The organism is Devosia sp. LjRoot16, assembly GCF_964252795.1.
Classification (GTDB): domain Bacteria; phylum Pseudomonadota; class Alphaproteobacteria; order Rhizobiales; family Devosiaceae; genus Devosia_A.
The window spans coordinates 462,713-487,707 of sequence record NZ_CAXUPH020000002.1 but is presented as its reverse complement, the minus strand read 5'-3'; the positions used below and the strand labels follow the sequence as shown (position 1 = coordinate 487,707).

The window sequence follows — 24,995 nt, the reverse complement described above, 5'->3', positions numbered from 1 at the left end:
TGAGTCGTTGCAGGAGAAGTGAATGCGTGCTGCCGGTCGGGTTTTGCGGTCTCTGGCCGTCGCGGGAGTGCTGGCCCTGGCGGCGCAGGCGGCGCCGGTGGCGGCGAGGGGCCCGGAATCGGTCGCAGCGCTCGCCGAGCAACTCTCTCCCGCGGTGGTGAACATCGGCACCTCACGGCGTGTGCCGGGCGGTGGCGGCGTGCCGTTCCCCGATCTGCCTGATGGCTCGCCGCTCGAGGAACTGTTCGACGAGCACAACCCGAACAATGGGCTGGGCGAGGAGCAGATGCAGGAGGCGCGCAGCCTTGGCTCCGGCTTCATCATCTCCGCCGACGGCATCGTCGTCACCAACAACCACGTCATCGAGGGCGCCGAGGAAATCGAGGTCTACCTGACCGACGGCACCCGCCTGCCGGCGACCATTGTCGGCAAGGACGACAAGACCGACCTCGCGGTGCTGAAGGTCGATGCCGGCCATGCGCTGCCGTTCGTCGAGTTCGGCGACAGCGACGGCGCGGTGGTCGGCGACTGGGTGATGGCGATCGGCAACCCATTTGGCCTTGGCGGCTCGGTAACGCTGGGCATCGTCTCCGCCCGTAACCGCGACATCCAGTCCGGCCCCTATGACCAGTTCATCCAGACCGACGCAGCGATCAACCAGGGCAACTCCGGTGGTCCGTTGTTCGACATGGACGGTAAGGTGGTCGGCATCAACACCGCCATCATTGCCCGCGGCGGCTCGTCATTGGGGATCGGCTTTGCCGTGCCGGTGAACCTGGCGCGGCCGGTGATCGACCAGCTCGCCGAGTTCGGCGAAACCCGCCGCGGCTGGCTCGGCGTCGGTATCCAGGAAGTCAGCGAGGACATCGCCAGCAGCCTTGGCCTCAAGAGTACTGCCGGGGCGCTGGTGATCGACGTCACCAAAGGCGGCCCGTCCGAGGGGCAGGTGGTCGAGGGCGACATCATCCTCGAGTTCGACAGCAAGCCGATTGCCCGCATGCGGGACCTGCCGCGTGTCGTCGCCGAGACGGAAGTCGGCAAGGCCGTGCCGGTGAAGATCCTGCGCGACGGCGCCGAGCAGACGCTCAGCATCACTTTGGGCCGCCTTGAACTCGGCGAGCAGTTGATCGCCAAGAACAATACACCGGCAACGCCGACGCCGGAGGCTGCGCCGGCGCCGGAGCCGACCGCCACCGAGGAGGAGACGCCGCCGCTGGGGTTGCCCGACCTCGTCGGCTTCGACGTGGCGCTGCTCGACGAGGGCAAGCGTGCGGAGTTCGGCATTGCGCCGGAGGAGGACGGTATCGTCGTCACCAGCGTGAAGAGCGGCAGCGACGCCGATCAGAAGGGTTTCATCCCGGGCCTCTTGGTCACCGAGGTGAACCAGAAGGAGATCGGCACCATCGATGAACTGAGCGAACTGGTGGGGCAGGCCAAGGAGGCTGGCCGTCCGGCGGTGCTGTTCAAGGTGATCGACCCCACCGGCACCAGCCGGTTCATCGCCGTCCGGTTGGGCTAGAGTTCCAGCCGGTACAGCACGTGCGGCCGGAGCGGGTTGCCCTCCGGCACGGTGATGTCGTTGAAATCCTCGGCTGGGTCCCGCCGCATCCCGAGCTTTTCCATCAGCCGTCGCGACGGGGTGTTGATCTCGGAGGTGTAGCCGATCACCTGCAAGGGCAGCCGGCCGGGAGCCCAGGCAAGGCAGGCGGTCGCCGCTTCGAACGCGTAGCCCTGGCCCCAATATTGCTGCCCGAAGATCCAGCCGATCTCGATCTGGCGGCCGCCGGGAATCTCCTCGTCGGTCCAGGAGAAGCCGATGCCGCCGATCAGCGCATGGTCGGCCTGCCGCTCAACCGCCACGAAGCCGAACCCTTGCTCATCCAGCGCTTGCTCACAGGCCACGATGACCGCATCGGACTCGCTGCGGCTCTGGATCGACGGCCAGTAGTAGCGGCGGACTTCGAGATCGGCGTTGATGGCAGCCCATGCTTCGTGATCTGCCCCCTGCCACGGTCTCAGCAGCAGACGGTCCGTCTCGATCCTCACGCGTCGAGCGCCGGATTGGTGATCCGGTACACCACGTGCGAACGCAGTGGGTGACCTGGCGCAAGCCTCGGGTGCTCGAAGTCGGCGTCCGCATCGCGCACCATGCCGATCTTCTTCATGACGCGCTGGCTGGGCAGGTTGCCAACAAAGGTAAGGCGACGACCTCCGGCAGCTGGAGCGTCTCGAAGCCATAGGTGAGCCAGGCTCGGGCGCCCTCCGGGGCAAGGCCCTGACCCCAGAATGCCTTGTCGAACTGCCAGCCGATCTCGACCGCCGGCTGGCCACGAATGGCGGCGCGCGTTTCCTCGGGAATGTAGCCAAGGCCGACGAGGCCGACGAACTGGCCAGTCGACCTGAGCTCGGCCGCGCCGAAATGAAAGCCCATGGCGGCCTGCTTCTCGATCGAGAACTCCAGCTGCGCCCTGGTCTGCTCCGGCGTCGCCACCGTGGGATAAAAGCGGCGGACTTCAGCATCGCCGAGGACTGCCGCCAGCGAAGCGTGATCGCGGCTTTCCCAGGACCTGAGAACGAGTCGCTCCGTCTCCAGCCTCACCTGACTATGTCCTCATCGGTATAGCCCTGCAGGTAGAGTAGGGCCGTGAGGTCGCCATGGTCGATGCGGATGCCCGCCTCGGCCGCGACATGCGGCTTGGCATGGAGCGCCACGCCGAAGCCGGCGGCCTTGATCATGTCGAGATCATTGGCGCCATCGCCCACCGCCATCGTCGCGCTCATCGGCAGGTTGCGCTCGGCGGCCAGCGCCTCCAGGCGATGCAGCTTGGTCGACTTGTCGACGATCGGGCTCTTGACCGTACCGGTCAGCCGCTCGCCATCGAACTCGAGCACGTTGGCGATCGCCTCGTCAAAGCCGATGCGCTTGCCGAAATAGTCGGCAAAGAAGGTGAAGCCGCCCGAAACCAGCGAAGTATAGGCGCCATAGGCCTTCATGGTGTGGATCAGGGCGCGGCCGCCCGGTGCGAGGGTAATACGCTCACGCCGAATCTCCTCGATGGCGGTGCGTTCCAACCCCTTGATCAGCGCCACCCGGGTACGCAGCGCCTGCTCGAAATCCAGCTCGCCATTCATGGCGCGCTCGGTGATTGCGGCCACCTCGGCCTTGATGCCAACGGCGTCGGCGAGCTCGTCGATACATTCCTGCTCGATCATGGTGGAATCCATGTCGGCGACCAGCACCTGCTTGCGGCGACCTTCCGCCGGGACCAGCGCTACGTCGACTGGCCGATTGCCGATGACGGCGCGCGCTGCAGCGACCGGATCGGCAGCCTTGGGCGCCTCGATGTCACAGGCGATGCGCTGGTGCAGCCAGTTGATCTCACCCCTGGTCTCGTGCTGGATCGCCGCGACCAGCGCCGAGTCAATTGCAGGGTCAGCCGGATTGGCGATGAGGCAGAGAACCATCATGTGCGTGAGAAAGGCCTGAAAAGGATGGGCAAGGGCCCGGAAAGGCGAGCGGTGTTGATAGCGGGTCCGACTGCCAGCGGCAAGTCGGCGCTGGCGCTCGACCTGGCGCGCCAGCAGGGCGGGGTGATCGTCAACACCGACGCGTTGCAGGTCTATGACGTGCTGCAGCTGCTGACCGCCCGTCCATCCGAAATCGAAATGGCCGGCGTGCCGCACCGGCTCTACGGCACGGTGCATCCATCCGTGCGCTTTTCGACCGGCGAATGGGCCCGCGCGGCGGCCGTGGTGATCGAAACAGAGGCCGATCGGCCGCTGATCTTCGTCGGTGGGACGGGCCTCTACTTCGATGTGCTCACCACCGGCTTTGCCGACGTCCCGGAGGTGCCGGCGGCCGCACTGGCGGCTGCCGAGGCCGAGGTCGAGGGGCTGGACCGGGAGGGCCGCGGCCGGCTGATTGCGGCGCGCGATCCCCTCGTTGCGAGCCGCCTCAGGGCGCCGGACCCGCAGCGGGTGATCCGGGCGCTCGCCGTGCTGAATGCCACCGGCCGCTCGCTCGCCAGCTATCAGGACGAAGCACAGCAGGGGCTGCTCGAGGGGTTCGCGCTCGAGCGCCTGGTGCTCAACCCCGACCGCGAAGTGCTGCGCCAGCGCATCGCCCGCCGCTTCGAGACCATGTTCTCAGGCGGTGCAGTGGAGGAGGTCGAGGCGCTGCTGGCGCTGACACTCGATCCCAGCCTGCCGGCGATGAAGGCGATCGGCGTGCCGGAAATCACGGCGATGCTGGCGGGGGAGCTCGAAGAGAATCAGGCCATCGAGCGCGCCGTCATCGCCACCCGGCAATACGCCAAGCGCCAGCGCACCTGGTTCCGCAACCGCATGGCCGACTGGAACTGGATTACTTCTTAGACCGCCTCAGCAAACGTTGTGTCAGGTAACGTCGATGCGCGTCGCGCCGGTGGTGCGCTCGAGGTCGGCAGCGGTGATCTCGAACACCGAGCGCGGGTCGCCGGCCGCCGCCCAGACCGTGCCGTAATTGTAGAGCGCGTCATCGAGATAGGTGGTCAGCGGCAGAGGGTGCCCGTAGGGCGAGACGCCGCCGATCGAGAAGCCGGTGTGGAGCTTGACGAAATCCGCATCCGGCCGCTCCAGCACCTCGCCGATGCGCTGTCCGGCGCGCTTCTCGTGCACCCGGTTGCTGCCCGAGACCAGCAGCAGGTACGGCTTGCCGCTGTCCTTGCCCTTGAACAGCAGCGACTTGACGATCCGTCCGACCTCGACGCCGAGCGCATCCGCCGCCATCTGGGCGGTGGTAGCCAGTTGCTCGAGCACGATCACCTGTGCCGGCAGGGCGTGGCTGGCAAGGGCGTCGGCGACGCGCTGTTCGGCGGCTTTTAGCGGGGGCATTGGGCGAGGATCCTAAGCAGGTACGACGAGCTTCTTCATCAGGCCCAGCCGCCCGCGCAAGGCGAAGCGGCTGACCAGCAATGTCGCCACGAACGCCAGGCCGGTGGCAAGGCCCAGCCAGACGCCGACACCGCGCATGTCGAAGACAAAGCCGAGCACGTAGGCGGTCGGCAGGCCGACGAACCAGTAGCCGAATATGGCCAGCAGCATCGGGGTGCGGGTGTCGGAGAGGCCACGCAGCGAATGGGCCGCGACCACCTGCGCGCCATCGACCAGCTGGAAGATGCCGGCAATGCCGAGATAGGTGGCGGCGAGCATCAGCGCGCTCGCATTGGCGGGGTCGGAGCTGTCGAGGAAGATGGTGACCAGCGCATGCGGCACGGCGAGGAAGAGCGCCGCGGTCAGCGCCATGAACCCCGTGCCCATGACGATAGCCGTCCAGCCGGCAAGGCGCACGCCCTCGCTGTCGCCGCGGCCGTAAGCGAGGCCGACGCGCACCGTGGCGGCCATGCCAAGGCCGAGCGGCACCATGAACGCGGTCGAGGCCAGTTGCAGCGCCACGGCGTGGGCGGCGGTCTCGTTGGTGCCGAGCCGGCCCATCAGGATAGCGGCAACCGAGAACAGCCCGACTTCGGCTGCGACGGTCAGCCCGATCGGCAGCCCGACCTTGAGGATTTCACGGAAGCGCGGCCAGTCCGGCTTGAAGAACCGCACCAGAATATGGAAGCGCTTCAGCTTCCGGTGCGTCACCACATAGCCGAGCAGGGCAAGGAACATCACCACGTTGACGAGGCCGGTGGCGATGGCGGCGCCGCGCAACTCGAGGCGCGGGAAGCCGAAATGGCCGAAGATCAGCGTGTAGGCGAGCAAGCCGTTGACCAGCACGCCGATGACCGTGACGACGAGGATCACCCGGGTCGCGGCAAAGGCCGAGAGGAACGAGCGCACCACCATGATGCCGAGCGCCGGGTAGAGCATCCAGAAGCCGGCAAACATGTAGCTCTCGGCCAGCGTCGTGACCTCCGGGTCCTGGCCGATGGCGAGGTAGATCGGGCGAATGTTAAGGACGATCGGCACCAGCAGCGTGGCAACAAGGATCGCCACCCAGAAGCCCTGGCGGACGATGCGGCGCACTGCCTTGGTATCACCGCGGCCACGCGCCTGTGCCACCAGCGGCGCGACGGCGCCGACGATGCCGATGCCGGTCAACTGGAACGGCATGAGGAAGGCGCCGGCCAGCGTGCCGGCCGCAAGATATTTCGGGCCGAGCCAGCCCATCAGCACCACGTCGGTGGTGAACAGCAGGTTCTGCGCCAGCTGCGCGACGATCAACGGCCAGGCCAGCGCAAAGCTTGCACGAAGCTCTGTTGCCCAGCCATTGGACGGCGTTGAAGCATCGATGCCGGATACCGGCACCGTTGTCGGCTCATTCATAATGGTAATCCCAATCGCGTGGGACCCTTACCTCAGCCAACGATTTGCCTCAAGTTCATGCGGAACCTATCCGGAGCCGGTGCATTGTCGTGCAGGGCTCGCGTCTTAACAAAACCTCCCGGAGGGTATTCATGCGTAAACTTCTATCCATCGCCGTCGTTCTGGCCGGGGCGATGACGCTCACGGCGTGCTCCACCACCGAGAAGACGGCCAGTACCGGCGCGATTGCCGGGGCCGTGATCGGTGGCGTGACGACCGGTACTGTCGGCGGTGCGCTGGTTGGTGCAACGGTTGGCGGCATCAGTGGTGCCGTGGCCGGCGAGCTCATCGGCCGCTATCGCGATGACCCGTCCAAGTGCGTCTGGGAAGACCGCAACGGTCGCCGCTATCTCGCTCCGTGCTCGCCGAACGGCTGACACGGCAAGCGATTTGAACAATGGCCCGACGGGAAACCGTCGGGCCATTTTCATTTGCGTCCGGTCATTTGAGCCCGATCAGCAGCCGGTCCGCTCCGCCCCGGCTGGCGACGAACAAATCGGGCCGGCCATCGCCGTTGAAATCGGCAAGCTCGATATCGAATGCATTGGCGCCGGCAATAGGCGGTACGACATCCGGCGCGGCGGTGAAATGGCCGGCACCATCGTTGGCGAAAGCTAGCGGCGGAAAGTCCGAGCGCTTTGCCATGAGGTCACCCATTCGGCCGCGGATCAGGTCCACGTCCCCATCGCGGTCGTAGTCGATGAAGGCGACCGCCGTGGTAAGTTCGTCATCGGGCTCGAGATGCGTGGCGGTCACGTCGGTGAAGCGGCCGCGGCCGTCATTGAGCAGCAGCCGATCCTGCTGGTCGCGGTCGGCGTTGAAGATGCGGACATTGGCGAAATAGAGGTCGAGGTCGCCGTCGCCATCCACATCGCTCAGATCGGCGTCCCGCGTCTCCTCGGGCGTCGCTCGCAACGGCAGCGGCGCATCGGCGAAATGGCCGGCGCCGTCGTTCAGGTAGAGCCGGTTCTGCTCCTCGTTGCCGAAAACCAGGTCGGCGTCTCCGTCGCCATCGACGTCGCCGACCGCAATATCCTGGCTGATGTCGCCGTACTGGGGCAGGCGGGCTGCGCTCTCGTCAACGAACCTGCCGGCGCCATCGTTGATCCAGACGAAATCCGGACCGGCGTTGGCGGTGACGAGATCGGCATCGGCGTCGCCGTCGACATCCACGGCGACCACTGTGTTGGAAGTGGCGCGGTCGGGCAGTCGGTCCGATACATCGGTGAAGCCGGCGGCGCCGTCGTTGAGGTGATAACCCACCACCTGATCATCCTCGCCGATGAACACCAGGTCGGGGTCGCCATCCCCGTCATAGTCGGCGATGGCGACGTCCTCGTGGTCGCCGCCGGGGCCTCCGAGTGGAGCCTCGCTGAACCGCCCGGTGTCGTCATTGAGCAGCACGCGGTTGCCGCCGTGCTCGATGGCAATGGCGAGGTCGGCATCGCCGTCGCCATCGAGGTCGGCGGCGGTCGCGCCCATCGCGTTGGGAGAACCACTCTTGGGCGGCAACGCCTCTGCCGACACCTCGATGAAATACGGCGTGGCGGTGTCCGGCGAGCAGAGGCCGAAGCTGATGGCGGCGATCAGGGCGCAGAGCTGATCCATTGGTCGACGGTATTGGCTGAGGCGTCCCGGGACAAGCGCCTGTCGCCGCAGGGCCGATTGTGCTAGGGTCGGCTCGAGGCTCAGGCCGGAGTGATACCGGCGTCGCGTTCGTGGCGCCGGACTCGTACCCCAGGACCACAGTGAATACCTTCAAGAGCATCGCCGTGCCGGTGACGCGTCGGCTTGGTGCCGGCAAGGCCAAACCGCGCGCCGGTGCGTCGGGGGTCGATCGTCATTCCGACAGGCCGGCCGCCGAGTTCCATCGTCAGCCGGCGCAGCCCATCACACCGAATGCGGTGCACCGCTTCCATGTCGGGCAACGATTGACCATGGCGCGCGGCTCGCGCGACATCGCGCGGTCGGCGGCGGTCTGCCAGGTGGTGGCGCTGCTGCCGCACGAAAGCGGCCCGTTGCTCTACCGCGTGCGCAGCGAACTCGAGAGCTTTGAGCGCGTGGTCGACGAGGTCGATCTGGCGCCATACCGGTAATCGTCGCGGTCGGCCTTGATTAAGGCGCAATGGTGGCAGATATAACCGGGCACGTTTCGCTTCCATCTGGCGCTACCAGCTCGGGCCGCTTGCGGTCTAATTGGCTACCTCTTGATATTGTGAACGTTTAGACCCGGTCGGCATGTCGCCGAACGAGGAACGCGTGCAAAGCGGGAAGATCCTGCGCACGACAATTGAAAGGGGGCCATCATGATCGAAGGCACCGTTAAGTTCTTCAACACCACCAAGGGCTTCGGCTTCATTCAGCCGGACGATGGTTCGAAGGACGCTTTCGTCCACATCTCTGCCGTCGAGCGTTCGGGCCTGTCCGGCCTCGCCGAAGGCCAGAAGGTGAGCTACGAGCTCGAAAAGGGCCGTGACGGCAAGGTTTCGGCGACGAACCTCAAGGCGCTCTAAGAACGCCCCGTGGCGCTGAGGGACTTGTCCTGGCGGCGCAACGACGGAAAAGGCCCCTCACGGGGCCTTTTTTGTTGGTCGACTTTCCCAGAGCTTACGGCTTCAAGCCGGCTGGAACCGGCGGCGCCTCGTAGCGCACCGTGATCTGCACCCGGCCGTTGCCGGCAAGGTACGGATCGTTGGGAAACAGCGGCTCCGACGTGGCGCTGCCGTTCACTGCCCGAATGCGATCGTCGGACAGGCCGAACTCGCCGAGGATAGCGCGAACCGCGTTGGCGCGGTCGCTCGAGAGATCCCAGGCGCCATAGCGTGGGTTGTCGTAGACCGCGCCGGCGGCGGTATGGCCCGAGATGGTGATCTGGTTCGACAGCTTCTGCAGGATCGGCGCGAGTGAGGCGATGGCTTGGCGAGTCGACTCGTAGGGGTATTTCGACCCCTCGGGGAACATCGGCCGGCCTTCCTGGTCCATGATCTCGATGTCGAGCCCGTTCTCGGTCTCGCGCACCAAGAGGTTATCGGCGATCTTGGTGATGTCGGGCAGGGCCTGCCAAGCCTGACGAATGCTGGCGGCTGCCGCGTGATAGTCGGCATTGTAACGGGATTCGAGCGTCACCGTCGAAGCGCGGATCGCGTCGTAGTCGCTGCCGCCGATCTCGGCCACACCGCCACGCGATTCCATCTTCGGGCCGGCTTCGCTGCTCTCCGGCGCGGTCAGCGCGTCCTTGTTGGATTCGACGGCGATCTTGGCGCCATCCTCGGCAAAGGCGAGGCCACCCATGACGCCGCCGGCGCCGCTGGTGTTCTCGCTGACATTGGGCGGCGCGAAATAGTCGGCGAGGCCCTTCTTCTGCTCCGGCGTCGTCATGCTGATCAGCCACAGCAGCAGGAAGAACGCCATCATGGCCGTCACGAAGTCGGCGTAGGCGATCTTCCAGGCGCCGCCATGGTGGGCATGGGCGGCCCGCTTGACCCGCTTGATGATGATGGTCTGGTCGTTCCGTGCCATGACTCAGATCCTCACGATGCCGGCAGGTTGGCGGTGGCTTCGTCGATCTCGGCGAAGGTCGGCCGCACTTCCGACATCAGCGCCTTGCGCGCGAACTCGACGGCGATGGCCGGGGCATAGCCCGACATCTGCGCCAGGAGGCCAACCTTCATCGACAGGAAGTACTTCGACTCCGCCTCGAAGATGTTGCGCAGCGACTGCGCCATCGGTCCGAAGAAGCCATAGGCGACGAACACGCCGAGAAAGGTTCCGACCAGCGCGCCGCCGATCATGTGGCCGAGCACTTCCGGCGGCTCGCTGATCGACCCCATGGTCTTGATCACGCCGAGCACCGCCGCGACGATGCCGAGCGCCGGCGTGCCGTCGGCCAGCGCCTGCACCGCGGACACCAGGCGCTCGCGCTCCTGGTGATGCGTCTCCAGTTCCTCATCCATCAACGACTCCATCTCGTAGGCGACGTTGCTGCCGAGGGTGACCATGCGCAGGTAATCGCACATGAACTCGACGGCGTCGTGGTTGCCGGCGAAGGTCGGGAAGCGCTGGAACAGCGATGAGTTGGCGGGATCCTCGATATGCGGCTCGAGCGCCAGCACGCCCTTGGCCTGTACCAGCTTGAACAGCGTGAACTGCAGTCCGAGCAGCTCGACATAGGCGGCCTTGTCGTAGCGCGGACCGCGGAACAGGATGCCGAAGATGCTGGCCGTCTGCTTCAGCACCGGCCCGGTATTGCCGATAATGTAGGCGCCGAACGCCGCACCCAGGATGATCAGCGCCTCGAAGGGCTGGATCAGCACTTCGAGATGCCCGCCCATGGCGACATAGCCGCCGATGACGCTGGCAAAGATTACGACAATGCCGATGATGAGACGCATAAAACAGGACCCGCGCTACTAAATCAGGGACAAGGGTCCTGCGAACCTGAGGCGAGCGATCGGCGCGGTCCGATCCAGCTGCCTTCTATGTTCGAAGCGACTCCTGTCTGCTTCTCGAACTCCGCGCGAAACCGCGCGGAAACCTAGTCTTTTCGGCGCCTTTCACCGGCGCGTCGTTCAGCCGCCAATCTGCTATGCCGCGGTTAAGGTTCAGCTAATGGCGAGGCGCGGAAAGACGGGCAGAGTGAGGCGTTGGTTCCGCAAGCTTCCTGGTTCAGTAAGCCACCAAAGCGTTGCCCCCAACACCGGCCGTCATCCCGACGAAAGTCGGGACCCAGTGCGCAGGACGTTCGCCCCGCGCGGAGCTTTCCGACCTTGCTGTGACGGACCGGGGCGGTTCGCGTATGCCCGACCATCGAGCAGTGGGTCCCGGCGTTCGTTCGCCGGGATGACGGCCGGTGAATAGAACGGCGTGAAGCGCCGAAGCGACCTCCCGCACCGACAATTTCGAAAATGCCCCATTAGGAGCATTCAAATCCGCGCGGGAATGCGGCATAGCTGCCATACTGGTATGGTAGGGATTTTGAGGAGCTTCCCGTTGAAGATTACAGACCTGAAATGCGCGATCATTGCCTCGAGCCCGGTGATCCGCATCACCACCGATGAGGGCATCACCGGCTGGAGCCAGATCGAGACCCCCAAACCCTACGTCAAGCCGCAGGTGCTGCAGCTGAAGGATTGGATCGTCGGGCAGGACCCGCGCGACGTCGAGCGCGTCATGCGCCGCATCCGGGTGCGCGGTGGCTTCAAGCCGTTCGGCTCGGCGGTCTCGGCTATCGAGCATGCGCTGTGGGACATTGCCGGCAAGGCGGCCAACGCTCCGGCCTACCGCCTGCTCGGCGGCAAGGTGCGCGACCAGGTCCGCACCTATCGCACGCTGTACCAGGCCGAGGTGCCCGGCGGCGCCGAGCACACGCCCGAGGGCTACAAGCGCTGGGCCGAGTACGGCAAGTCGCTGAAGGGCGAGTTCACCCTGTTCAAGCTGCCGAGCGCCTACCACTCGTCGATGGTGCGCGACTTCCCGGATTTCTTCTACGGCGAAGTGCAGGAGGATGCGCCGTTCCCGTACCCGCACAAGGGCACGATGACCAAGGAAGGCTTCGACCACCTCGTCGCCTGCATCACCTCGGCCCGCGAGACGCTGGGCAAGGGCTACAATACCGCCGTCGATGCCGGCCCGGGCTTCATGCCGCTCGATGCGCTGCGCCTCGCCAAGGCGGTCGAACACCTGCACCTGCTCTGGATCGAAGACACGGTGACCGGCGACTACTCGCCCTACGTCAACCCTGACGTCTACAAGGACGTGACGCACCACACCACGACGCCGATCCACACCGGCGAGCAGATCTATCTGCGCCAGCACTATAAGCAGCTGATCGAGAGCCACGCGGTGAACGTCATTGGCCCCGATCCCTGCGACGTCGGCGGCCTCGCCGAGATCAAGTGGGTCGCCGAGCACGCGGACCTCCACGGTATCGCCATCGCGCCACACGGCACCGCCAACGGCATTCTTGGGCTCGCCGCGCTGATCCAGGTCTGCGCCACCATGCCGGACAACCTGATCGCCTTCGAGTACCCGGCCCGGTTCGAACCGTTCTGGTACGACATCACCGAGGGCTTTGAGGGCATGCCGGTGAAGGGCGGGCTGATCGACGTGCCGGATCGTCCGGGCCTCGGCGTCAACCTAATCGCCAAGGAAGCCAGGAAGTACCTCGAAGAGGGCGACGAGAACTTCTTCGACTGAGGTACAACGAGGGGCAGAAGCTCCAGCGCAGGTGCGGGCTGTCCCCCACCCCTGTCCCCTCCCCGCAAGGGGGAGGGAGACGCCTGCTGAGGTGCCGGTGTTTTGGTCTCCCTCCCCCTCGAGGGGAGGGGACAGGGGTGGGGGGCGGCAGCCACCGGCGGCAGCGGCTTGCCAAGACCCAGACTACCCGGCGCGACGCGCCGCCTCGTACACCGCGACGAGCCGGTCGATGGTCATGTTCCAGCCGACGACCATGCCGCAGTTCATCCACCAGTCGACCCTTTCAGGGGTGTACTGGTCCGGGAACTGCACGTGGAAATCCATCAGGGTCTGCGCCCCATAGGGGGTCAGCTGGATGGTGACCAGCGGGCTCTCGTCGAGATTGTCGAGGTCGAGTTCAGGCCAGCCGCCGACGGCGCCCCAGTAGAACGCCAGCTTCTTGCCCGGCACGATCTCGCGATAGACGCCGCCGGTGAAGTACCGCTTCTCGGGGGTCTCCACCATTTCCTGGCGCCATTGGCCGCCGACCCTGAGGTCGACCGTCGCTGGCTGATCGGTGTGCTGGTCGGGGTTGAAGTACCAGTCGAGATAGGCCGGGTCGGTCCAGGCTTCGAACACCACGCTGGCCGGCGCGGCGAAGGTGCGTTGCAGAGCGATTCCACGATCGAGGGCATAGCTGGCAGGCATGTCACTGGTCTCCCTTGGAGGCTTTTGCGGCATCGGCGCGGGCGGCCATCATGGCCTTGAGCTGCGTGTCGAGCCGGTCGAAGCGGGTGGTGAAGAACTCGCGGTATTGCGCCATCCAGGCGTCGGCTTCGACCAGCGGCGCGATCTCCAGCGTGCAGGGCCGCGATTGCGCCGAGCGCTGCTTGCTGATCAGCCCGGCCTGCTCGAGCACCTTGAGATGCCGCGACACGGTGGGGAGGGTGAGCGCGAAGGGTTCGGCCAGCTCGTTGACCGTGGCTGGCCCCTGGGTCAGCCGCGCCAGCATGGCGCGACGCGTGGGGTCGGCAAGGGCGGCGAAGGTGGCGGTGAGTGGATCTTGTATTTGCATGACAACGTAATTACGTCATAGAGCAAATAATGTAAAGCCCTGCTGCGCCGGTGACGCAGGGCACCTGTGACGCCGCCGCGCTTGCGTCGCGGGCCGGCTGGTGCTTTACGCCACGCAACAACCCGCGGCCGCGATCACTCAGCAGAGGCCCGACACTTCAGCAGGGCCCCGTAACCGCATGATCCGCCTCGAGAACATTTCCAAGCAGAACGGCAAGCAGATCGTCTTCATCGAAGCCTCCGCTGCGCTGCAGCGTGGCGAAAAGGTCGGGCTGGTCGGCCCGAACGGCGCCGGCAAGACCACGTTGTTCCGGATGATCACCGGCGAAGAGCAGCCGGACGAGGGGCAGGTAGCGGTCGATCGCGGCGTCACCATCGGCTATTTCAGCCAGGATGTCGGCGACATGGCCGGTCGTCCGGCGGTTGCCGAAGTAATGGAGGGCGCGGGGCCCGCCGGCGCGCTGATTGCCGAGATGAGCGAGCTCGAGGCGGCGATGGCCGACCCGGATCGCGCCGACGAGATGGACGAGATCATCACCCGCTATGGCGAGGTGCAGGGCCAGTTCCAGGAGTTGGATGGCTACAGCCTCGATGCGCGGGCGCGCGAAGTGCTGCACGGGCTTGGCTTCAGCCAGGAGATGATGGACGGCGACGTCGGTGCGCTGTCAGGCGGCTGGAAGATGCGCGTGGCGCTCGGCAAGATCCTGTTGATGCGGCCCGATGCCCTGCTGCTCGACGAGCCATCCAACCACCTTGATATCGAAAGCCTGATCTGGCTCGAGGATTTCCTGAAGCGCTACGAGGGCGGGGTGCTGATGACCTCGCACGACCGCGCCTTCATGAACCGCATCGTCAACAAGATCGTCGAAATCGACGGCGGTTCGCTCACCGCATATTCCGGCGACTACGAGTATTACCAGCAGCAGCGCGCCCTTTCGGACAAGCAGATGCAGGCGCAGTTCGAGCGCCAGCAGGCGATGCTGGCCAAGGAGATCGCCTTCATCGAGCGCTTCAAGGCGCGCGCCAGCCACGCCGCGCAGGTGCAGAGCCGGGTCAAGAAGCTCGACAAGATCGACAAGGTGGAGCCGCCCAAGCGCCGCCAGACCGTAAACTTCGAGTTCCGTCCGCCGGCGCGCTCCGGCGAGGACGTGGTGCTGCTGAAGGGCGTCGACAAAGCCTATGGCAGCCGCTCGATCTACGAGGGGCTGGATTTCCATGTCCGGCGCAAGGAGCGCTGGTGCATCATGGGCGTCAACGGCGCCGGCAAATCGACGCTGCTGAAGCTGGTGGCGGGCAGCACCGAGCCGGATAACGGCTCGATCAATGTCGGGCCCAGCGTCAAGCTCGGCTATTTCGCGCAGCACGCCATGGACCTGCTCGATGGCGACCGCACGGTGTTCCAGTCGCTCGAGGACAGTTTTCCGCAGGCTGGGCAGGCGGCGCTGCGGGCGCTGGCCGGTTGCTTCGGCTTTTCCGGCGACGAGATCGAGAAGAGGTGCCGGGTGCTGTCAGGCGGCGAGAAAGCCCGCCTGGTGATGGCCAAGCTCCTGTTCGACTCCCCGAACTTCCTGGTGCTCGACGAGCCGACCAACCACCTGGATATCGCGACAAAGGAAATGCTGATCGAGGCATTGTCGCAGTATGAGGGGACGATGCTGTTCGTCTCGCACGACCGCCACTTCCTCGCCGCGCTCAGCAACCGCGTGCTGGAGCTGACGCCCGAGGGCGTCCACGCCTATGGCGGTGGCTACACCGAATATGTGGCGCGCACCGGCCAGGAAGCACCGGGCCTCCGGGGCTAGAGCGGCCCCTCTCCTCTGAGCGGAGACGGGAAGACGAGGCGATCTCATGGCGACCAAGGTCGCTAAATTGCGATGCTTCGCCAAAATCGGATGTTGATCGTCTTGCTCTAGCTTTGCTTTGCGAGGGCAGGGGCAATTTCCAGATGTTCGGCTATTTCGACACGATGCTGCGGTACTTCGAGTTCACAGGGCGCTCTTCGCGGACCCAATACTGGGTGTATACGCTGGTCTCGCTGCTCCTGCTGTTCGGCGCGCTCTATGTCGACATTGCCATGCTCGGGTACTTTCGGCCGGGCGTCAGTGGCCTGGGGCCGCTGACGCTGTTCTGCGTCTTCATCCACGTCGTGCCGAACATCACCGTGACGGTGCGGCGGCTGCATGACAGCGGGCGCTCCGGCTGGTGGTACTGGATCAGCCTGGTGCCGTTCATCGGCGGCATCTGGCTGCTGGTGCTGATGTGCTTCGGGCCCGACGGCTATGGCGCCAACGCGTACGGCGACGACCCGCGCGAGACCAGCACGTGGGCGCCCCGCGCCAAGGCCGTCCCGCTCAGCCGGGCGCAGGCGTTTGTCGCCGACATGGACGCCCGCCGACGCGCCCGCGGCCCCTGGTCGCCAAGTTCGGAAAGCTAGGTCGCGATCCCGTGCACCGGCGGCAGCGCTGCTGGCAGCTCTGTGTCGCCGAGCCGGGCCCTCAGTTCGATCTCGAGGTCGCGGCTGATCTGTGAGATCGGCACGTCGTTGGCATTGCCCTCGAACGGGTTCGAGGTGCTCTCGCCGACGAGGTCGAGCGCAAAGTACATCCAGCCGATCAGCACGCTGAACGGCACGCTCAGCCACAGCATCACCGTACCCAGCACGCCGTCGGAGCCGCCCATGGCTGCGAAGGTCGGCACCACGCCGAATGGCAGGAGCGTTGCGAAGATGACGACGAAGATGGCGCTGACCACGGCATATTGCCGGGGGTAGGGCGTGTTCTTGATCCGATCGCAGCGCGCCTGCTGGTCGTGACAATCACGCAGGAGCTTCATCAGCTCGGAATAGACCTGCGTCGGGACAGCGCTTTGCTTCAGCAACGCGTTGATTTCTTCGCCCTGCAGCTGCAGCAGCGCCAGCGCCGGCTGCGGCCGGGCCGCGATGGCATCCGCCTCCGCGCCGAGCAACGGCGCCAGCGCCTGTGGCAGCGTCGTGAGATCTTCCTGGATCTGGTAGTAGCGCCGCCGGAACGCCCGGTTGGCACCCTGGCTCACCGTCTCCCATGGCATTGGCCGGCGCAGCGAGTAGCGCAGCGCCGTCAACCAGGCGAGGTGGCGGAGGATCACCCGGCGCGCCGCCTCCTTGTCGAGGAAATCGCAGCTCAGCGTCGCCAGCAGCCGGCTGATCGCGGCGATCTGGGCGAAGGCCTGCAACGCATCGGAGCTGCGCTGCAGCACCTGGCCGTTCTTGAACCCGGCGACCAGCGCCACGCTGGTGCCGAGCACCGCGACGATCGGCCAGGGGATGGAGAACCCGGCCAGCGGCGGCAGGCTGTAGGCCGCCACCGCCACGAGGCTGACGATCAGGACATAGAGCGCACCGCGCCGCGACCAGACCGCGAAATCCAGCAACCGGTAGGAACGTCCGACATGCATCAGCGGCGACTCCGAGATTCGAAGCCGCCATTATTGCACGCGCGAAATGGAAGCGCCGCTGGCGAGGCGCTTAGCCGATCACCTTCCACTGCTCGTCGCGCGGGCCGGTGGGGCGGAAGTCGTAGCGGTCGAGCCCGAGGCCGTGCAGCGTCGCACGTTCGATCAGCGAGAACTCGGCCGGGTCGTCGCGGTTGAAGTTCATCGGGTCCTTCAGCACCACCGGCGGGTTGGTCATGAAGCGCACATTGGGCGAATGGTTGTTCGACGAAGCGTGCAGCATGTAGGGGTGGAGGATGATGAAGTCGCCGACCTCGCCGGTGACTTCGACGAACTCCTCGCACTTGTCGATCAGGTGGCCGAAGTCGAAGGACGGATCGACCCCCTCCGGATGGTCGGCCAGGTAGCGCGCCACGTGCTTGATCGAGTCGGGCGCAATGAAGGTGCCGCCGCCCTTGTGGCCGACATTGGACCAGTAGACGACGGTCAACAGGCCCTGTTCGCGGCTATCGAGGAAGTGGCGGAAGAAGCTGCCATCCTTGTGCCAGCCGCCGGCTTCCGGCGAGGGCTTCATCCACGGCTTGTCGGCGCCGCGGCGGAAGTTGACGATGAAGGCATCCGACCACTCGGTGGAATCGATGGTGGTGAAGTGCTGCGACTCGATCTCCATCACCTTGTGATCGATGCGGTCTTCGCCGCCGGTCACGTCACAAAGCGCCCCCCAGGCCCTGGGCGAGATATCCTTGATCGCCGCAATGTTGTTGCGGTCCATCCAGACGATGTCCTTCTTCCAGGTCGAGCGGTCGACCGGGTCATAACCCAGCCGCGTGTACGCCTCAGCCGTCCATTTCCTGGCCAGCTCCGGATCGAGGCAGCCTTTGACGAGCACATAGCCCTTTTCGACAAAGTGCTGCGCCTGCTCTGGAGTGAGCACCTGGAGTTTGTGAGGCATGGGATGTTCCTACGGGATGTGACAGCTCAGTCCGCGGGCGCGGTATGGTAGTATGTTAAGCACGGATTTTGCGGCGAGTGGAGCCCTGCCATTCGTCGGATAGCAGCTGATGCGTGCTTACCATCCGCAGCGTTTGGCTATCGCTGGCTCCGCCCCTGTTGAAACGCCTCCGCCACGAACTCGGCGATGAACTCGACATCCTCCGACCAGGTCTCGCGAAGCGCCGCCACCGACAGCGTTCGCGCCTCGATAGGTGGCGCCGCAGCGTAACGCACTACCCTCGCGGCGAGTTCTGGACTGAGCAGTGCCGGGGTGATCACTGCGAAGCCGAGGCCTGCCGCCACCAGTTCAGAGATCACCGACAGCGAGTTGCAGACGCTCAGCGATTTAGGTGCCTCCCGGCCGGTATCGAACCAGGCACGGATGGTCCGTCCGATGGTCGATTGCGCCGGCTGCGTGAAGATCGCCTCGTCTCTGAGGTCCGCCGGATGCAGCACCTGGCCGGCCAGCCGATGACCCACCGGGCCCACCCACGCCAGGTCGATCTGCCCCAGCGCCCGCGATATGGCGCCTTCCACGTTGGTGCTGTCGTTGCTGATCACCACGTCGAGCTGGCGCTCTTCGAGCTGCCGGATCAAAGCGGCGCCCACGTCGACTGCCAGCTCGACCCGCAGTTGTGGCCGCCGCAGCTTCAGCGCCCCGATCAGCCCAGGCAGCGCCAGGTGCGCCACCGTCTCCACCACGCCGAGCCGCAGCAGCCCGCGGAGCTTTCCCGACCCGGCCTCGTCATGGATCTCGCGCGCCAGCGTCAGCATCTGTTCGGCCTGGTTCTGGATGGCTCGGCCCGCTTCAGTCAGTCGGGCCCGCCCGCCCCAACGGTCGAACAGCGCCGTCCCCAGTTCCAGTTCGAGCTCGCGGATGCGACCGGAGACCGATGGCTGCGTGACGTTGAGCTGCCGCGCCGCGGCGTGAAAGCTGCCCAGCCGGCTGATCCAGTAGAAGGTTTCAATCTGGGCGAGGGTCAGACGCATGATAGGCAAAGCCTATCAATCTGGCGCCAACTATCAATTGGAACTGATCGCTCGCACCTGACTAGACTTCGTCCACTGTTCGAGACGGAGATCAGCCTTGGCCTATCACGTTGGCATCGATATCGGCGGCACCTTCACCGACATCGCCTTGGTCGACGCCGCCGGCACGGTGTCGATCCGCAAGGTGGCGTCGACGCCGGACGATTACAGTCGCGGCATTGCTGATGGGCTCGCGACACTGATCGGCGAGCTCGGCATCGTGCCGGCCGAGATCTCCGCGATCGTCCACGCCACCACCGTTGCCACCAACACCATCCTCGAGTTCAAGGGCGCCCGCACCGGGCTTGTTACCACCCGCGGTTTTCGCGACGTGCTGGAGCTGCGGCGCTTGCGCATCCCGGTGCTTTACGACCTGCAATATGACAAGCCGCCGCCGCTGGTGCCGCGCCAGCGCCGGCTCGAGATCAGCGAGCGGATGAGGCCCGACGGTACGGTTCGCGTGCCGCTTGATGAGGCCGAGGTCCGTAACGCCGGCCAGCGCTTCCGCGCCGCGGGCATCGAGTCGGTGGCGATCAGCTACCTGCACGCCTATGCCAACCCGGAGCACGAGATCCGCACCGAGGCGATCCTGCGTGAGGAACTCGGCGACAGCGTCTACATCACTCGCGGCTCGGAAATCCTGCCCGAGATCCGCGAGTATGAGCGCACTTCGACCGCGGTGGTGAACGCCTATGTCGGTCCGGTGATCCGTTCCTATGCCGATGCGCTGGCCGGCCGGCTCGCCGCCATCGGTGTCACCGCGCCGATCGAGATGATGCATTCGGGCGGCGGCATCATGCGGCTCGCCGCATCGGTGAAGCGCGCCGCCTCGCTGGTCGAATCGGGCCCGGCCGCCGGCGTCATCGCCTGCGCCCGGCTGGTGCGCGGCGAGGGGCGGGGGGCCAACATCATTTCGTTCGACATGGGCGGCACTACCGCCAAGGCCGCGCTGATCGAGAACGGCGAAGCGGCTCGCACCGACGAGTACGAAGTGGGCGCCGGCATCAACCTCTCCAGCAGACTGGTGAAGGGCGGCGGTTATCCGATCAAGATGCCGTTCATCGACGTGTCGGAGATCGGCGCCGGCGGCGGCAGCCTTGTGGTGCTGGACCGGCAAGGGCGCGTCACCGTCGGGCCGGAAAGCGCCGGCGCCATGCCGGGTCCGGTCGCCTATGGCCGCGGCGGTACGCGCGCCACCCTGACCGACGTGTTCGTCACGCTCGGCTACATCAACGACACGACGCTCGCCGGTGGCAGCATCGCCGTCGATGCCGAGGGGGCGCGCAACGCGCTCCGCACCCAGATCGCCGAGCCACTTGGCCAGGATCTGCTGACCACTGCGCGGGGCGTGCTGACGCTTGCGGTTTCGACCATGACCCGGGCGGTGAAAGCCGTTTCCACCTATCGCGGTCGCGACCCGCGCGATTTCAGCCTCGTCGCCTTCGGCGGCAATGGCCCGGTGGTCGCTGCCGATATCGCCGCGGCGCTCGGCATCCGCCACATTATCGTGCCGGTGGCCGCCGGCGTGTTCAGTGGTTCGGGGCTGCTGCGCTCCGATGTGGAGCAGGAGTTCGTGCAGCCGCTGCTGGCCGACACCGTGGCGATCAGCCCCGCGATGCTGGCCGACCTGAAGGCCGAGTTGAGTATCCGGGCCCGGGCGGCGCTCGCTGCCGATGGTTACGATGCCGCCAGCGCCGAGTTCCGCTACAGCGCCGATCTCCGCTATTTCGGCCAGGCCTATGAGTTGAACATTGCCGACCGAACCGGCGAGGTCGCTGACCTGGTCGAGGGCTTCCACACCGAGCACGAGCGCACCTATGGCCACCGCTCCAGCGCCGATCCGGTGCAGCTGGTGAACCTTCGCCTTACCGTGCGTGTACCTGTCGCCTCGGAGATCGTGCGCTATGCGCCGGCTCCGGCATTCGAACGACGCGACCGGCTGGTGGCCTTCGGCGCCACGCCGGTAATGACCCCGGTGATCGGCCGCGAGGCGCTGGGCTTGAGCCTGCGGCCCGGGCCCTTCATCATCGAGGATTACGACTGCACCTGCGTGATCCCGCCAAATGCGTCCGCTCGGCTCGATGCGGCCGGCAACATCGAAATCGAGGTCAGCCAACCATGAGCCGCGTCGATCCCATCACCCTCGAGGTCATCCGCAACGGCCTGGCTTCGATCGCCGACGAAATGGCGCTGATCGTCATGCGCAGCGCCTATTCCCCCGTAGTGCGCGACATCATGGATTACTCGACGGCGCTCTGCGACCCCCAGGGACGGGTGATCGCCCAGGGACTGACACTGCCGATCCAGCTCTGCTCGTTCCCGCGCGTCATGCGCTTCATCGAAGAAAAGTTCGGTGCCGACCTGAGCCCCGGCGACGTGCTGATCACCAACGACCCCTACAGCGCCGGTGGCCAGCACCTCCCCGATATCTACGTGATCAAGCCGATTTTTCAGGGGACGGCGCTCGCCGGCTATGCGGCGACCGTCGCCCACCATACCGATCTCGGCGGCATCGTGCCCGGGAGCGTTGCGATCTATGCCACCGAGATCCAGCAGGAGGGGCTGCGGCTGCCGCTGCTGAAGCTCTACGCCGCGGGCGAGCCCAATGCGACGCTGTTCGAGCTGATCCAGTCCAACACCCGCCAGCCGGTGGAGGTGCTGGGCGATTTGCGGGCGCAAATTGCTGCCTGCACCACCGCCGAGCGCGGCCTGCTGCAACTGGTCGAGCGCTATGGCGCCGCCGAGCTGGCGCTCTATGTCGAGGCGTTGCACGCGCATGCCGAACAGATGATGCGCGACACCATCCGCGAGCTGCCCAACGGCGTCTATGTCGGCGAGGATTACCTCGACGGCATCGGCGAGGCGCCCGAGCCGATCCGCATCCGGGCCACCGTGACCGTCATGGATGACAGCATCGACATCGACTTCGAGGGCACCTCGAGCCAGGTGGCGGCGAGCATCAACTGCCCGATTTCGCTCCCCGAGTCCGCCGCCTTCACTGCGATCCGCTGTCTGTCGCGCCGCGATATCCCAAATTGCGATGGCTACCTGAAGCCGATCACCGTCCGGGCGCCCGAGGGGTGCCTGCTCAACCCGGTCTACCCGGCCGCCTGTGGGGCGCGTGGCGTCGTCGGCTATCGGGTGTTCGACACCATCATGCAGGCACTGGCCCAGGTGGTGCCCGAACGCGCCATTGCCGGCTCGGAAGGCGGGCCGTTCCTGATGGCAGCGGGCGGCACGTACCAAGGCCGACAATATGTGCTCAACGAGATGCTGGTGGGCACCTGGGGGGCGCGTGCCGATCGTGACGGCATCGAGGGGATCTCCAACCCGGCGGCCAACCTCTCCAACCAACCGATCGAGATGATCGAGGCCGAGATGCCGGTCGAGGTGCTGCGCTACGGCTTCGTCACCGATTCCGGCGGGGCAGGGCGCCATCGCGGCGGCCTCGCCTTCACCCGCGAGTTCAGGTTCCTGCAGCCCACCGGTTTCAACCTGCGCGGCGATCGCCGCGACCACCCGCCCTACGGGCTGGAAGGCGGCGGCACCGGTGGACCGTCGGCGCATGTGCATATCGCCGCCGATGGCAGCGAGAAACTGCTGCCCACCATGCCGATGCGTGGCTTCGCCGCTGCCGCCGGCGACGTATTCCGCCTCGTCGGGGCAGGCGGCGGAGGCTATGGCGACGCGCTCGAACGCGAACCCGAGCGGGTGCTCGCCGATGTGGTGGCCGAGAAGGTCAGCATCGATGGCGCGGCGCGCGACTACGGCGTCGTCATCGGCGACGATCTCGGGCTCGACCTCGGCGCCACGCAAAGCCTCCGCGCCGCCCGTCGCGCCGGAGTGGTGCGATGAAACGCGGGGTCGCCGGTCTCAACGAAGCGTTGCTCGGACAGCCGGGCAGCCGGGCCCGGCTCGAAACGCCGGCGCTGTTGCTCGATGCCGATCGCTTCGAGACGAGCCTCGATCGCCTGGCGCAACTGGCCCGGCTCACCGGCATGGGACTGCGCCCGCACGCCAAATCGCACAAATGCGCAGCGATCGCCGAACGCCAGATAGCGGCCGGCGCGCTGGGCATTGCCTGCGCCAAGCCGGGCGAGCTGCTGGCCCTGTTCGAGGCCGGGCTGACGAAACTGATGCTGACTGCGCCGGTGTCGAGCCGGTTGAAGATCGACCGGTTGACCGCCGCCGCGGCACGTGGGCTTGAGCTGATCGTGGTGGTCGACCGACTGGAGCTGGTCGCGGCGTTCGGGGCGTCGGCCCGCGCCGCCGGCACGCATGTCGCGGTGCTGGTCGATTGCGACACCGGGCTCGGCCGCACCGGGGTGACCGAGGCGGAGGAGGCGGTTTCCCTGGCTCGCGCCATTACCACCGAGACTGGGCTCGTCTATGCCGGAGTGCAGGCCTATGCCGGAAAGGTGCAGCACGTCTTCGATCACCAGGAGCGCCGCGCTGCCAACGACCTCGCCAACGCGCGGCTCACGCCCATCCTCGTCGGCCTTCGCGCCGCCGGGCTGGCGCCGGCGATCGTCAGTGGTGGTGGCACCGGCAGCCACCTCCTGGATTTCTCGGATGGCATCCTCACCGAAGTGCAGGCCGGCTCCTACGTGCTGATGGACGAAGGCTACCGCCCGGTGGATTTCCACGGCACTGGCGAGCCGGTATTCGATTTCGCCATGTTGGTAGTCGTCAGCGTCATCGGCCACAGCGCCAATGGCGAGGCGATCGTCGATGGCGGTTCAAAGAGCTTCGCCGTCGATGGCCCGCCACCGCGCGTCTATCGCGATGGCGTCGAGATCGGCACCATCGCCTGGGCCGGCGACGAGTTCGGCCGGGTGAAGACCTACGACGGCATCGCCCCACCCCCTGCTGGCGCTCGGCTCGAATGCACCGTGCCGCATTGCGACCCGACGGCCAACCTCCACGACTTCATCCACGTGGTGCGTGGAGAGAGGTTGGAAGCGATCTGGCCGATCGAGGCGCGCGGGTTGTCGGATTAAGAGGGCGGAACGGGCGCGGCAAGGCGTCCCCGCAGCACCTTGATGATCGCACTATGCTGCTTGTCGCCTAACCCAAGATCCCGAGCGCGCGCGAACAGAGCGGCAGCAAGTCGCGCAAACTCGGCCTCCGCGCCGGTAGCGTCGGCGAGTTCAGCGAGCCAGCGCAGGTCTCCGGCTATGGTCTTTACCGTGCTCTCTGCCTCGTCAAACGCTTCTGCGGCTATGGCACGCCCCATGCGTTGCATATCGGTCGCGAGGATCGGCCCCATGCTCGCCAGCGTGTCGCCAAGCATCGCCGGATCGAGACCTTCGGTCTCTAGTACCGCGGCACCCTGGGCAAAGCCGATCCAATGCCCAGCGAAGTAGGCCAATCCCGCGTTGGCGTAGGCTTTGGCGTGGCCGACATCTGGCCCGACATGCGCTAGCTGGCCGCCCATCAGGTCGAGCAGCGGACGCGCCGCTGCAAAATCGTCGGCGTTGCCGGCGAGGGTGAATGAAGCATCGGGTGAGCCGACCTGCCGTGGCCAGGCGCCGATAGCGCCGTCGAGATACCGCCCTCCCGCCTGGCGAATCTTGGTCTCCAAAGCTCGGGCCTGCGCCGGTGTTCCCGAAGCGAACTGGACGATGAGCCTGCCGTGGAGGGCACGCGTCGTGCCCTCGAGCAGCGCCATCGTTGCAGGGTAGTCGCTCACGCAGAGCAGCGCAGCCGGGCTCGCCTCGATGGCCGCACGAGCAGAGACGGCGGCCGTTGCTCCCCGCTCGACCAGCGGCCTCACCTTGGCGTCACTGCGGTTCCACACCGTCACAGCCAGGCCCGCTGCAAGCAGGGTCCGTGCAATCGCGCTGCCCATATCGCCCACGCCAATGACACTCACATCGCTCATTCTTGACGCTCCGTCGCCAGAAAACTACAATACGTAAGTTACATAATGTAGGTTAACTCGAGAGGCA

General features: G+C 66.0%; 26 protein-coding genes. 11 read left to right on the top strand and 15 right to left on the bottom strand.

The features are described 5' to 3' along the window. The first annotated feature begins 22 nt into the window (after window positions 1-22). Window positions 23-1,519, top strand: coding sequence for a Do family serine endopeptidase (locus ACSQ23_RS12810; RefSeq protein WP_055878490.1), 1,497 nt, complete (start codon window positions 23-25; stop codon window positions 1,517-1,519). On the opposite strand, the gene ACSQ23_RS12805 is transcribed toward ACSQ23_RS12810, so the two are convergent. The 4 genes from ACSQ23_RS12805 to serB are packed head-to-tail and all read right to left on the bottom strand — an operon-like array spanning window position 1,516 to window position 3,468. Next, complete coding sequence (locus ACSQ23_RS12805) at window positions 1,516-2,046, bottom strand: GNAT family N-acetyltransferase (RefSeq protein WP_055878489.1); 531 nt, start codon at window positions 2,044-2,046, stop codon at window positions 1,516-1,518. The genes ACSQ23_RS12810 and ACSQ23_RS12805 overlap by 4 nt on opposite strands. Then, window positions 2,043-2,165, bottom strand: coding sequence for a hypothetical protein (locus ACSQ23_RS12800; protein ID WP_436090852.1), 123 nt, complete (start codon window positions 2,163-2,165; stop codon window positions 2,043-2,045). The genes ACSQ23_RS12805 and ACSQ23_RS12800 overlap by 4 nt, the downstream gene beginning before the upstream one ends. Next, a complete protein-coding gene (locus ACSQ23_RS12795) occupies window positions 2,162-2,599 on the bottom strand; it encodes a GNAT family N-acetyltransferase (RefSeq protein ID WP_436090851.1) in 438 nt (145 codons plus the stop codon). The genes ACSQ23_RS12800 and ACSQ23_RS12795 overlap by 4 nt, the downstream gene beginning before the upstream one ends. Beyond that, window positions 2,596-3,468, bottom strand: coding sequence for a phosphoserine phosphatase SerB (gene serB / locus ACSQ23_RS12790; protein WP_055878485.1), 873 nt, complete (start codon window positions 3,466-3,468; stop codon window positions 2,596-2,598). Before serB ends, ACSQ23_RS12795 begins: the two co-directional genes overlap by 4 nt. Before the next feature lie 51 nt (window positions 3,469-3,519). Between serB and miaA the strand changes: the two genes are divergently transcribed. Further along, window positions 3,520-4,374, top strand: coding sequence for a tRNA (adenosine(37)-N6)-dimethylallyltransferase MiaA (gene miaA, locus ACSQ23_RS12785; protein ID WP_349236238.1), 855 nt, complete (start codon window positions 3,520-3,522; stop codon window positions 4,372-4,374). A gap of 21 nt (window positions 4,375-4,395) precedes the next feature. On the opposite strand, the gene ACSQ23_RS12780 is transcribed toward miaA, so the two are convergent. Beyond that, window positions 4,396-4,872, bottom strand: a complete 477-nt coding sequence (locus ACSQ23_RS12780) for a YbaK/EbsC family protein (protein WP_055878481.1) — start codon at window positions 4,870-4,872, stop codon at window positions 4,396-4,398. Window positions 4,873-4,884: 12 nt separating this feature from the next. Next, window positions 4,885-6,306, bottom strand: a complete 1,422-nt coding sequence (locus tag ACSQ23_RS12775) for an MATE family efflux transporter (RefSeq protein WP_055878480.1) — start codon at window positions 6,304-6,306, stop codon at window positions 4,885-4,887. A 131-nt stretch (window positions 6,307-6,437) separates the two neighbouring features. Between ACSQ23_RS12775 and ACSQ23_RS12770 the strand changes: the two genes are divergently transcribed. Continuing rightward, a complete protein-coding gene (locus ACSQ23_RS12770; RefSeq protein WP_055878477.1) occupies window positions 6,438-6,722 on the top strand; it encodes a hypothetical protein in 285 nt (94 codons plus the stop codon). Between the two features lie 64 nt (window positions 6,723-6,786). On the opposite strand, the gene ACSQ23_RS12765 is transcribed toward ACSQ23_RS12770, so the two are convergent. Then, entirely contained in the window at window positions 6,787-7,953 is a 1,167-nt protein-coding gene (locus tag ACSQ23_RS12765) for an FG-GAP repeat domain-containing protein (protein ID WP_436090850.1), read from the bottom strand. Between the two features lie 140 nt (window positions 7,954-8,093). Between ACSQ23_RS12765 and ACSQ23_RS12760 the strand changes: the two genes are divergently transcribed. Both ACSQ23_RS12760 and ACSQ23_RS12755 read left to right on the top strand, forming a co-directional pair. Next, window positions 8,094-8,441 (top strand): hypothetical protein, encoded by a 348-nt coding sequence (locus tag ACSQ23_RS12760; RefSeq protein ID WP_055878473.1) that lies wholly within the window; start codon window positions 8,094-8,096, stop codon window positions 8,439-8,441. 210 nt (window positions 8,442-8,651) lie between these two features. Then, window positions 8,652-8,858 carry a cold-shock protein gene (locus tag ACSQ23_RS12755; RefSeq protein WP_055878471.1) on the top strand — a complete coding sequence of 69 codons (207 nt, stop codon included), beginning with the start codon at window positions 8,652-8,654 and terminating at the stop codon, window positions 8,856-8,858. A gap of 94 nt (window positions 8,859-8,952) precedes the next feature. Here ACSQ23_RS12755 and ACSQ23_RS12750 read toward each other — a convergent pair whose 3' ends face one another. Beyond that, window positions 8,953-9,864: a flagellar motor protein MotB gene (locus ACSQ23_RS12750; RefSeq protein ID WP_436090849.1), complete on the bottom strand. Its 912-nt coding sequence runs from the start codon at window positions 9,862-9,864 to the stop codon at window positions 8,953-8,955. A gap of 11 nt (window positions 9,865-9,875) precedes the next feature. Next, window positions 9,876-10,736 (bottom strand): flagellar motor stator protein MotA, encoded by an 861-nt coding sequence (gene motA, locus ACSQ23_RS12745; protein WP_436090848.1) that lies wholly within the window; start codon window positions 10,734-10,736, stop codon window positions 9,876-9,878. A gap of 598 nt (window positions 10,737-11,334) precedes the next feature. On the opposite strand from motA, the gene ACSQ23_RS12740 reads away from it, so the two are divergent. Continuing rightward, window positions 11,335-12,540, top strand: coding sequence for a mandelate racemase/muconate lactonizing enzyme family protein (locus ACSQ23_RS12740; protein ID WP_055995710.1), 1,206 nt, complete (start codon window positions 11,335-11,337; stop codon window positions 12,538-12,540). A 183-nt stretch (window positions 12,541-12,723) separates the two neighbouring features. Here the strand turns inward: ACSQ23_RS12740 and ACSQ23_RS12735 are convergent, their stop codons facing one another. Both ACSQ23_RS12735 and ACSQ23_RS12730 read right to left on the bottom strand, forming a co-directional pair. Further along, the gene (locus tag ACSQ23_RS12735; RefSeq protein ID WP_055995713.1) at window positions 12,724-13,227 is read right to left on the bottom strand and encodes an SRPBCC family protein; all 504 of its coding nucleotides are present in this window, start codon (window positions 13,225-13,227) and stop codon (window positions 12,724-12,726) included. Between the two features lies 1 nt (window position 13,228). Further along, window positions 13,229-13,594: an ArsR/SmtB family transcription factor gene (locus tag ACSQ23_RS12730; RefSeq protein ID WP_055995716.1), complete on the bottom strand. Its 366-nt coding sequence runs from the start codon at window positions 13,592-13,594 to the stop codon at window positions 13,229-13,231. A gap of 178 nt (window positions 13,595-13,772) precedes the next feature. On the opposite strand from ACSQ23_RS12730, the gene ACSQ23_RS12725 reads away from it, so the two are divergent. Beyond that, window positions 13,773-15,395 (top strand): ABC-F family ATP-binding cassette domain-containing protein, encoded by a 1,623-nt coding sequence (locus ACSQ23_RS12725; RefSeq protein WP_055995719.1) that lies wholly within the window; start codon window positions 13,773-13,775, stop codon window positions 15,393-15,395. Window positions 15,396-15,538: 143 nt separating this feature from the next. After that, a complete protein-coding gene (locus ACSQ23_RS12720) occupies window positions 15,539-16,027 on the top strand; it encodes a DUF805 domain-containing protein (protein ID WP_436090847.1) in 489 nt (162 codons plus the stop codon). Here ACSQ23_RS12720 and ACSQ23_RS12715 read toward each other — a convergent pair. The 3 genes from ACSQ23_RS12715 to ACSQ23_RS12705 form a co-directional block, all read right to left on the bottom strand. Next, window positions 16,024-17,025, bottom strand: a complete 1,002-nt coding sequence (locus ACSQ23_RS12715; RefSeq protein ID WP_436090846.1) for a bestrophin family protein — start codon at window positions 17,023-17,025, stop codon at window positions 16,024-16,026. The genes ACSQ23_RS12720 and ACSQ23_RS12715 overlap by 4 nt on opposite strands. Window positions 17,026-17,095: 70 nt before the next feature. Continuing rightward, complete coding sequence (locus ACSQ23_RS12710) at window positions 17,096-17,974, bottom strand: phytanoyl-CoA dioxygenase family protein (protein WP_055878456.1); 879 nt, start codon at window positions 17,972-17,974, stop codon at window positions 17,096-17,098. Between the two features lie 137 nt (window positions 17,975-18,111). Beyond that, entirely contained in the window at window positions 18,112-19,005 is an 894-nt protein-coding gene (locus tag ACSQ23_RS12705) for a LysR family transcriptional regulator (RefSeq protein ID WP_436090845.1), read from the bottom strand. Between the two features lie 97 nt (window positions 19,006-19,102). Here ACSQ23_RS12705 and ACSQ23_RS12700 point away from each other — a divergent pair, with 97 nt between their 5' ends. The 3 genes from ACSQ23_RS12700 to ACSQ23_RS12690 are packed head-to-tail and all read left to right on the top strand — an operon-like array spanning window position 19,103 to window position 24,044. After that, window positions 19,103-21,166, top strand: a complete 2,064-nt coding sequence (locus tag ACSQ23_RS12700; protein WP_436090844.1) for a hydantoinase/oxoprolinase family protein — start codon at window positions 19,103-19,105, stop codon at window positions 21,164-21,166. Further along, window positions 21,163-22,899 carry a hydantoinase B/oxoprolinase family protein gene (locus ACSQ23_RS12695; protein ID WP_436090843.1) on the top strand — a complete coding sequence of 579 codons (1,737 nt, stop codon included), beginning with the start codon at window positions 21,163-21,165 and terminating at the stop codon, window positions 22,897-22,899. Before ACSQ23_RS12700 ends, ACSQ23_RS12695 begins: the two co-directional genes overlap by 4 nt. After that, window positions 22,896-24,044 carry an alanine racemase gene (locus ACSQ23_RS12690; RefSeq protein WP_436090842.1) on the top strand — a complete coding sequence of 383 codons (1,149 nt, stop codon included), beginning with the start codon at window positions 22,896-22,898 and terminating at the stop codon, window positions 24,042-24,044. The genes ACSQ23_RS12695 and ACSQ23_RS12690 overlap by 4 nt, the downstream gene beginning before the upstream one ends. On the opposite strand, the gene ACSQ23_RS12685 is transcribed toward ACSQ23_RS12690, so the two are convergent. Beyond that, on the bottom strand, window positions 24,041-24,928 hold the full coding sequence (locus tag ACSQ23_RS12685; protein ID WP_436090841.1) for an NAD(P)-dependent oxidoreductase: 888 nt from the start codon (window positions 24,926-24,928) through the stop codon (window positions 24,041-24,043). The genes ACSQ23_RS12690 and ACSQ23_RS12685 overlap by 4 nt on opposite strands. Between the last annotated feature and the right edge of the window lie 67 nt (window positions 24,929-24,995).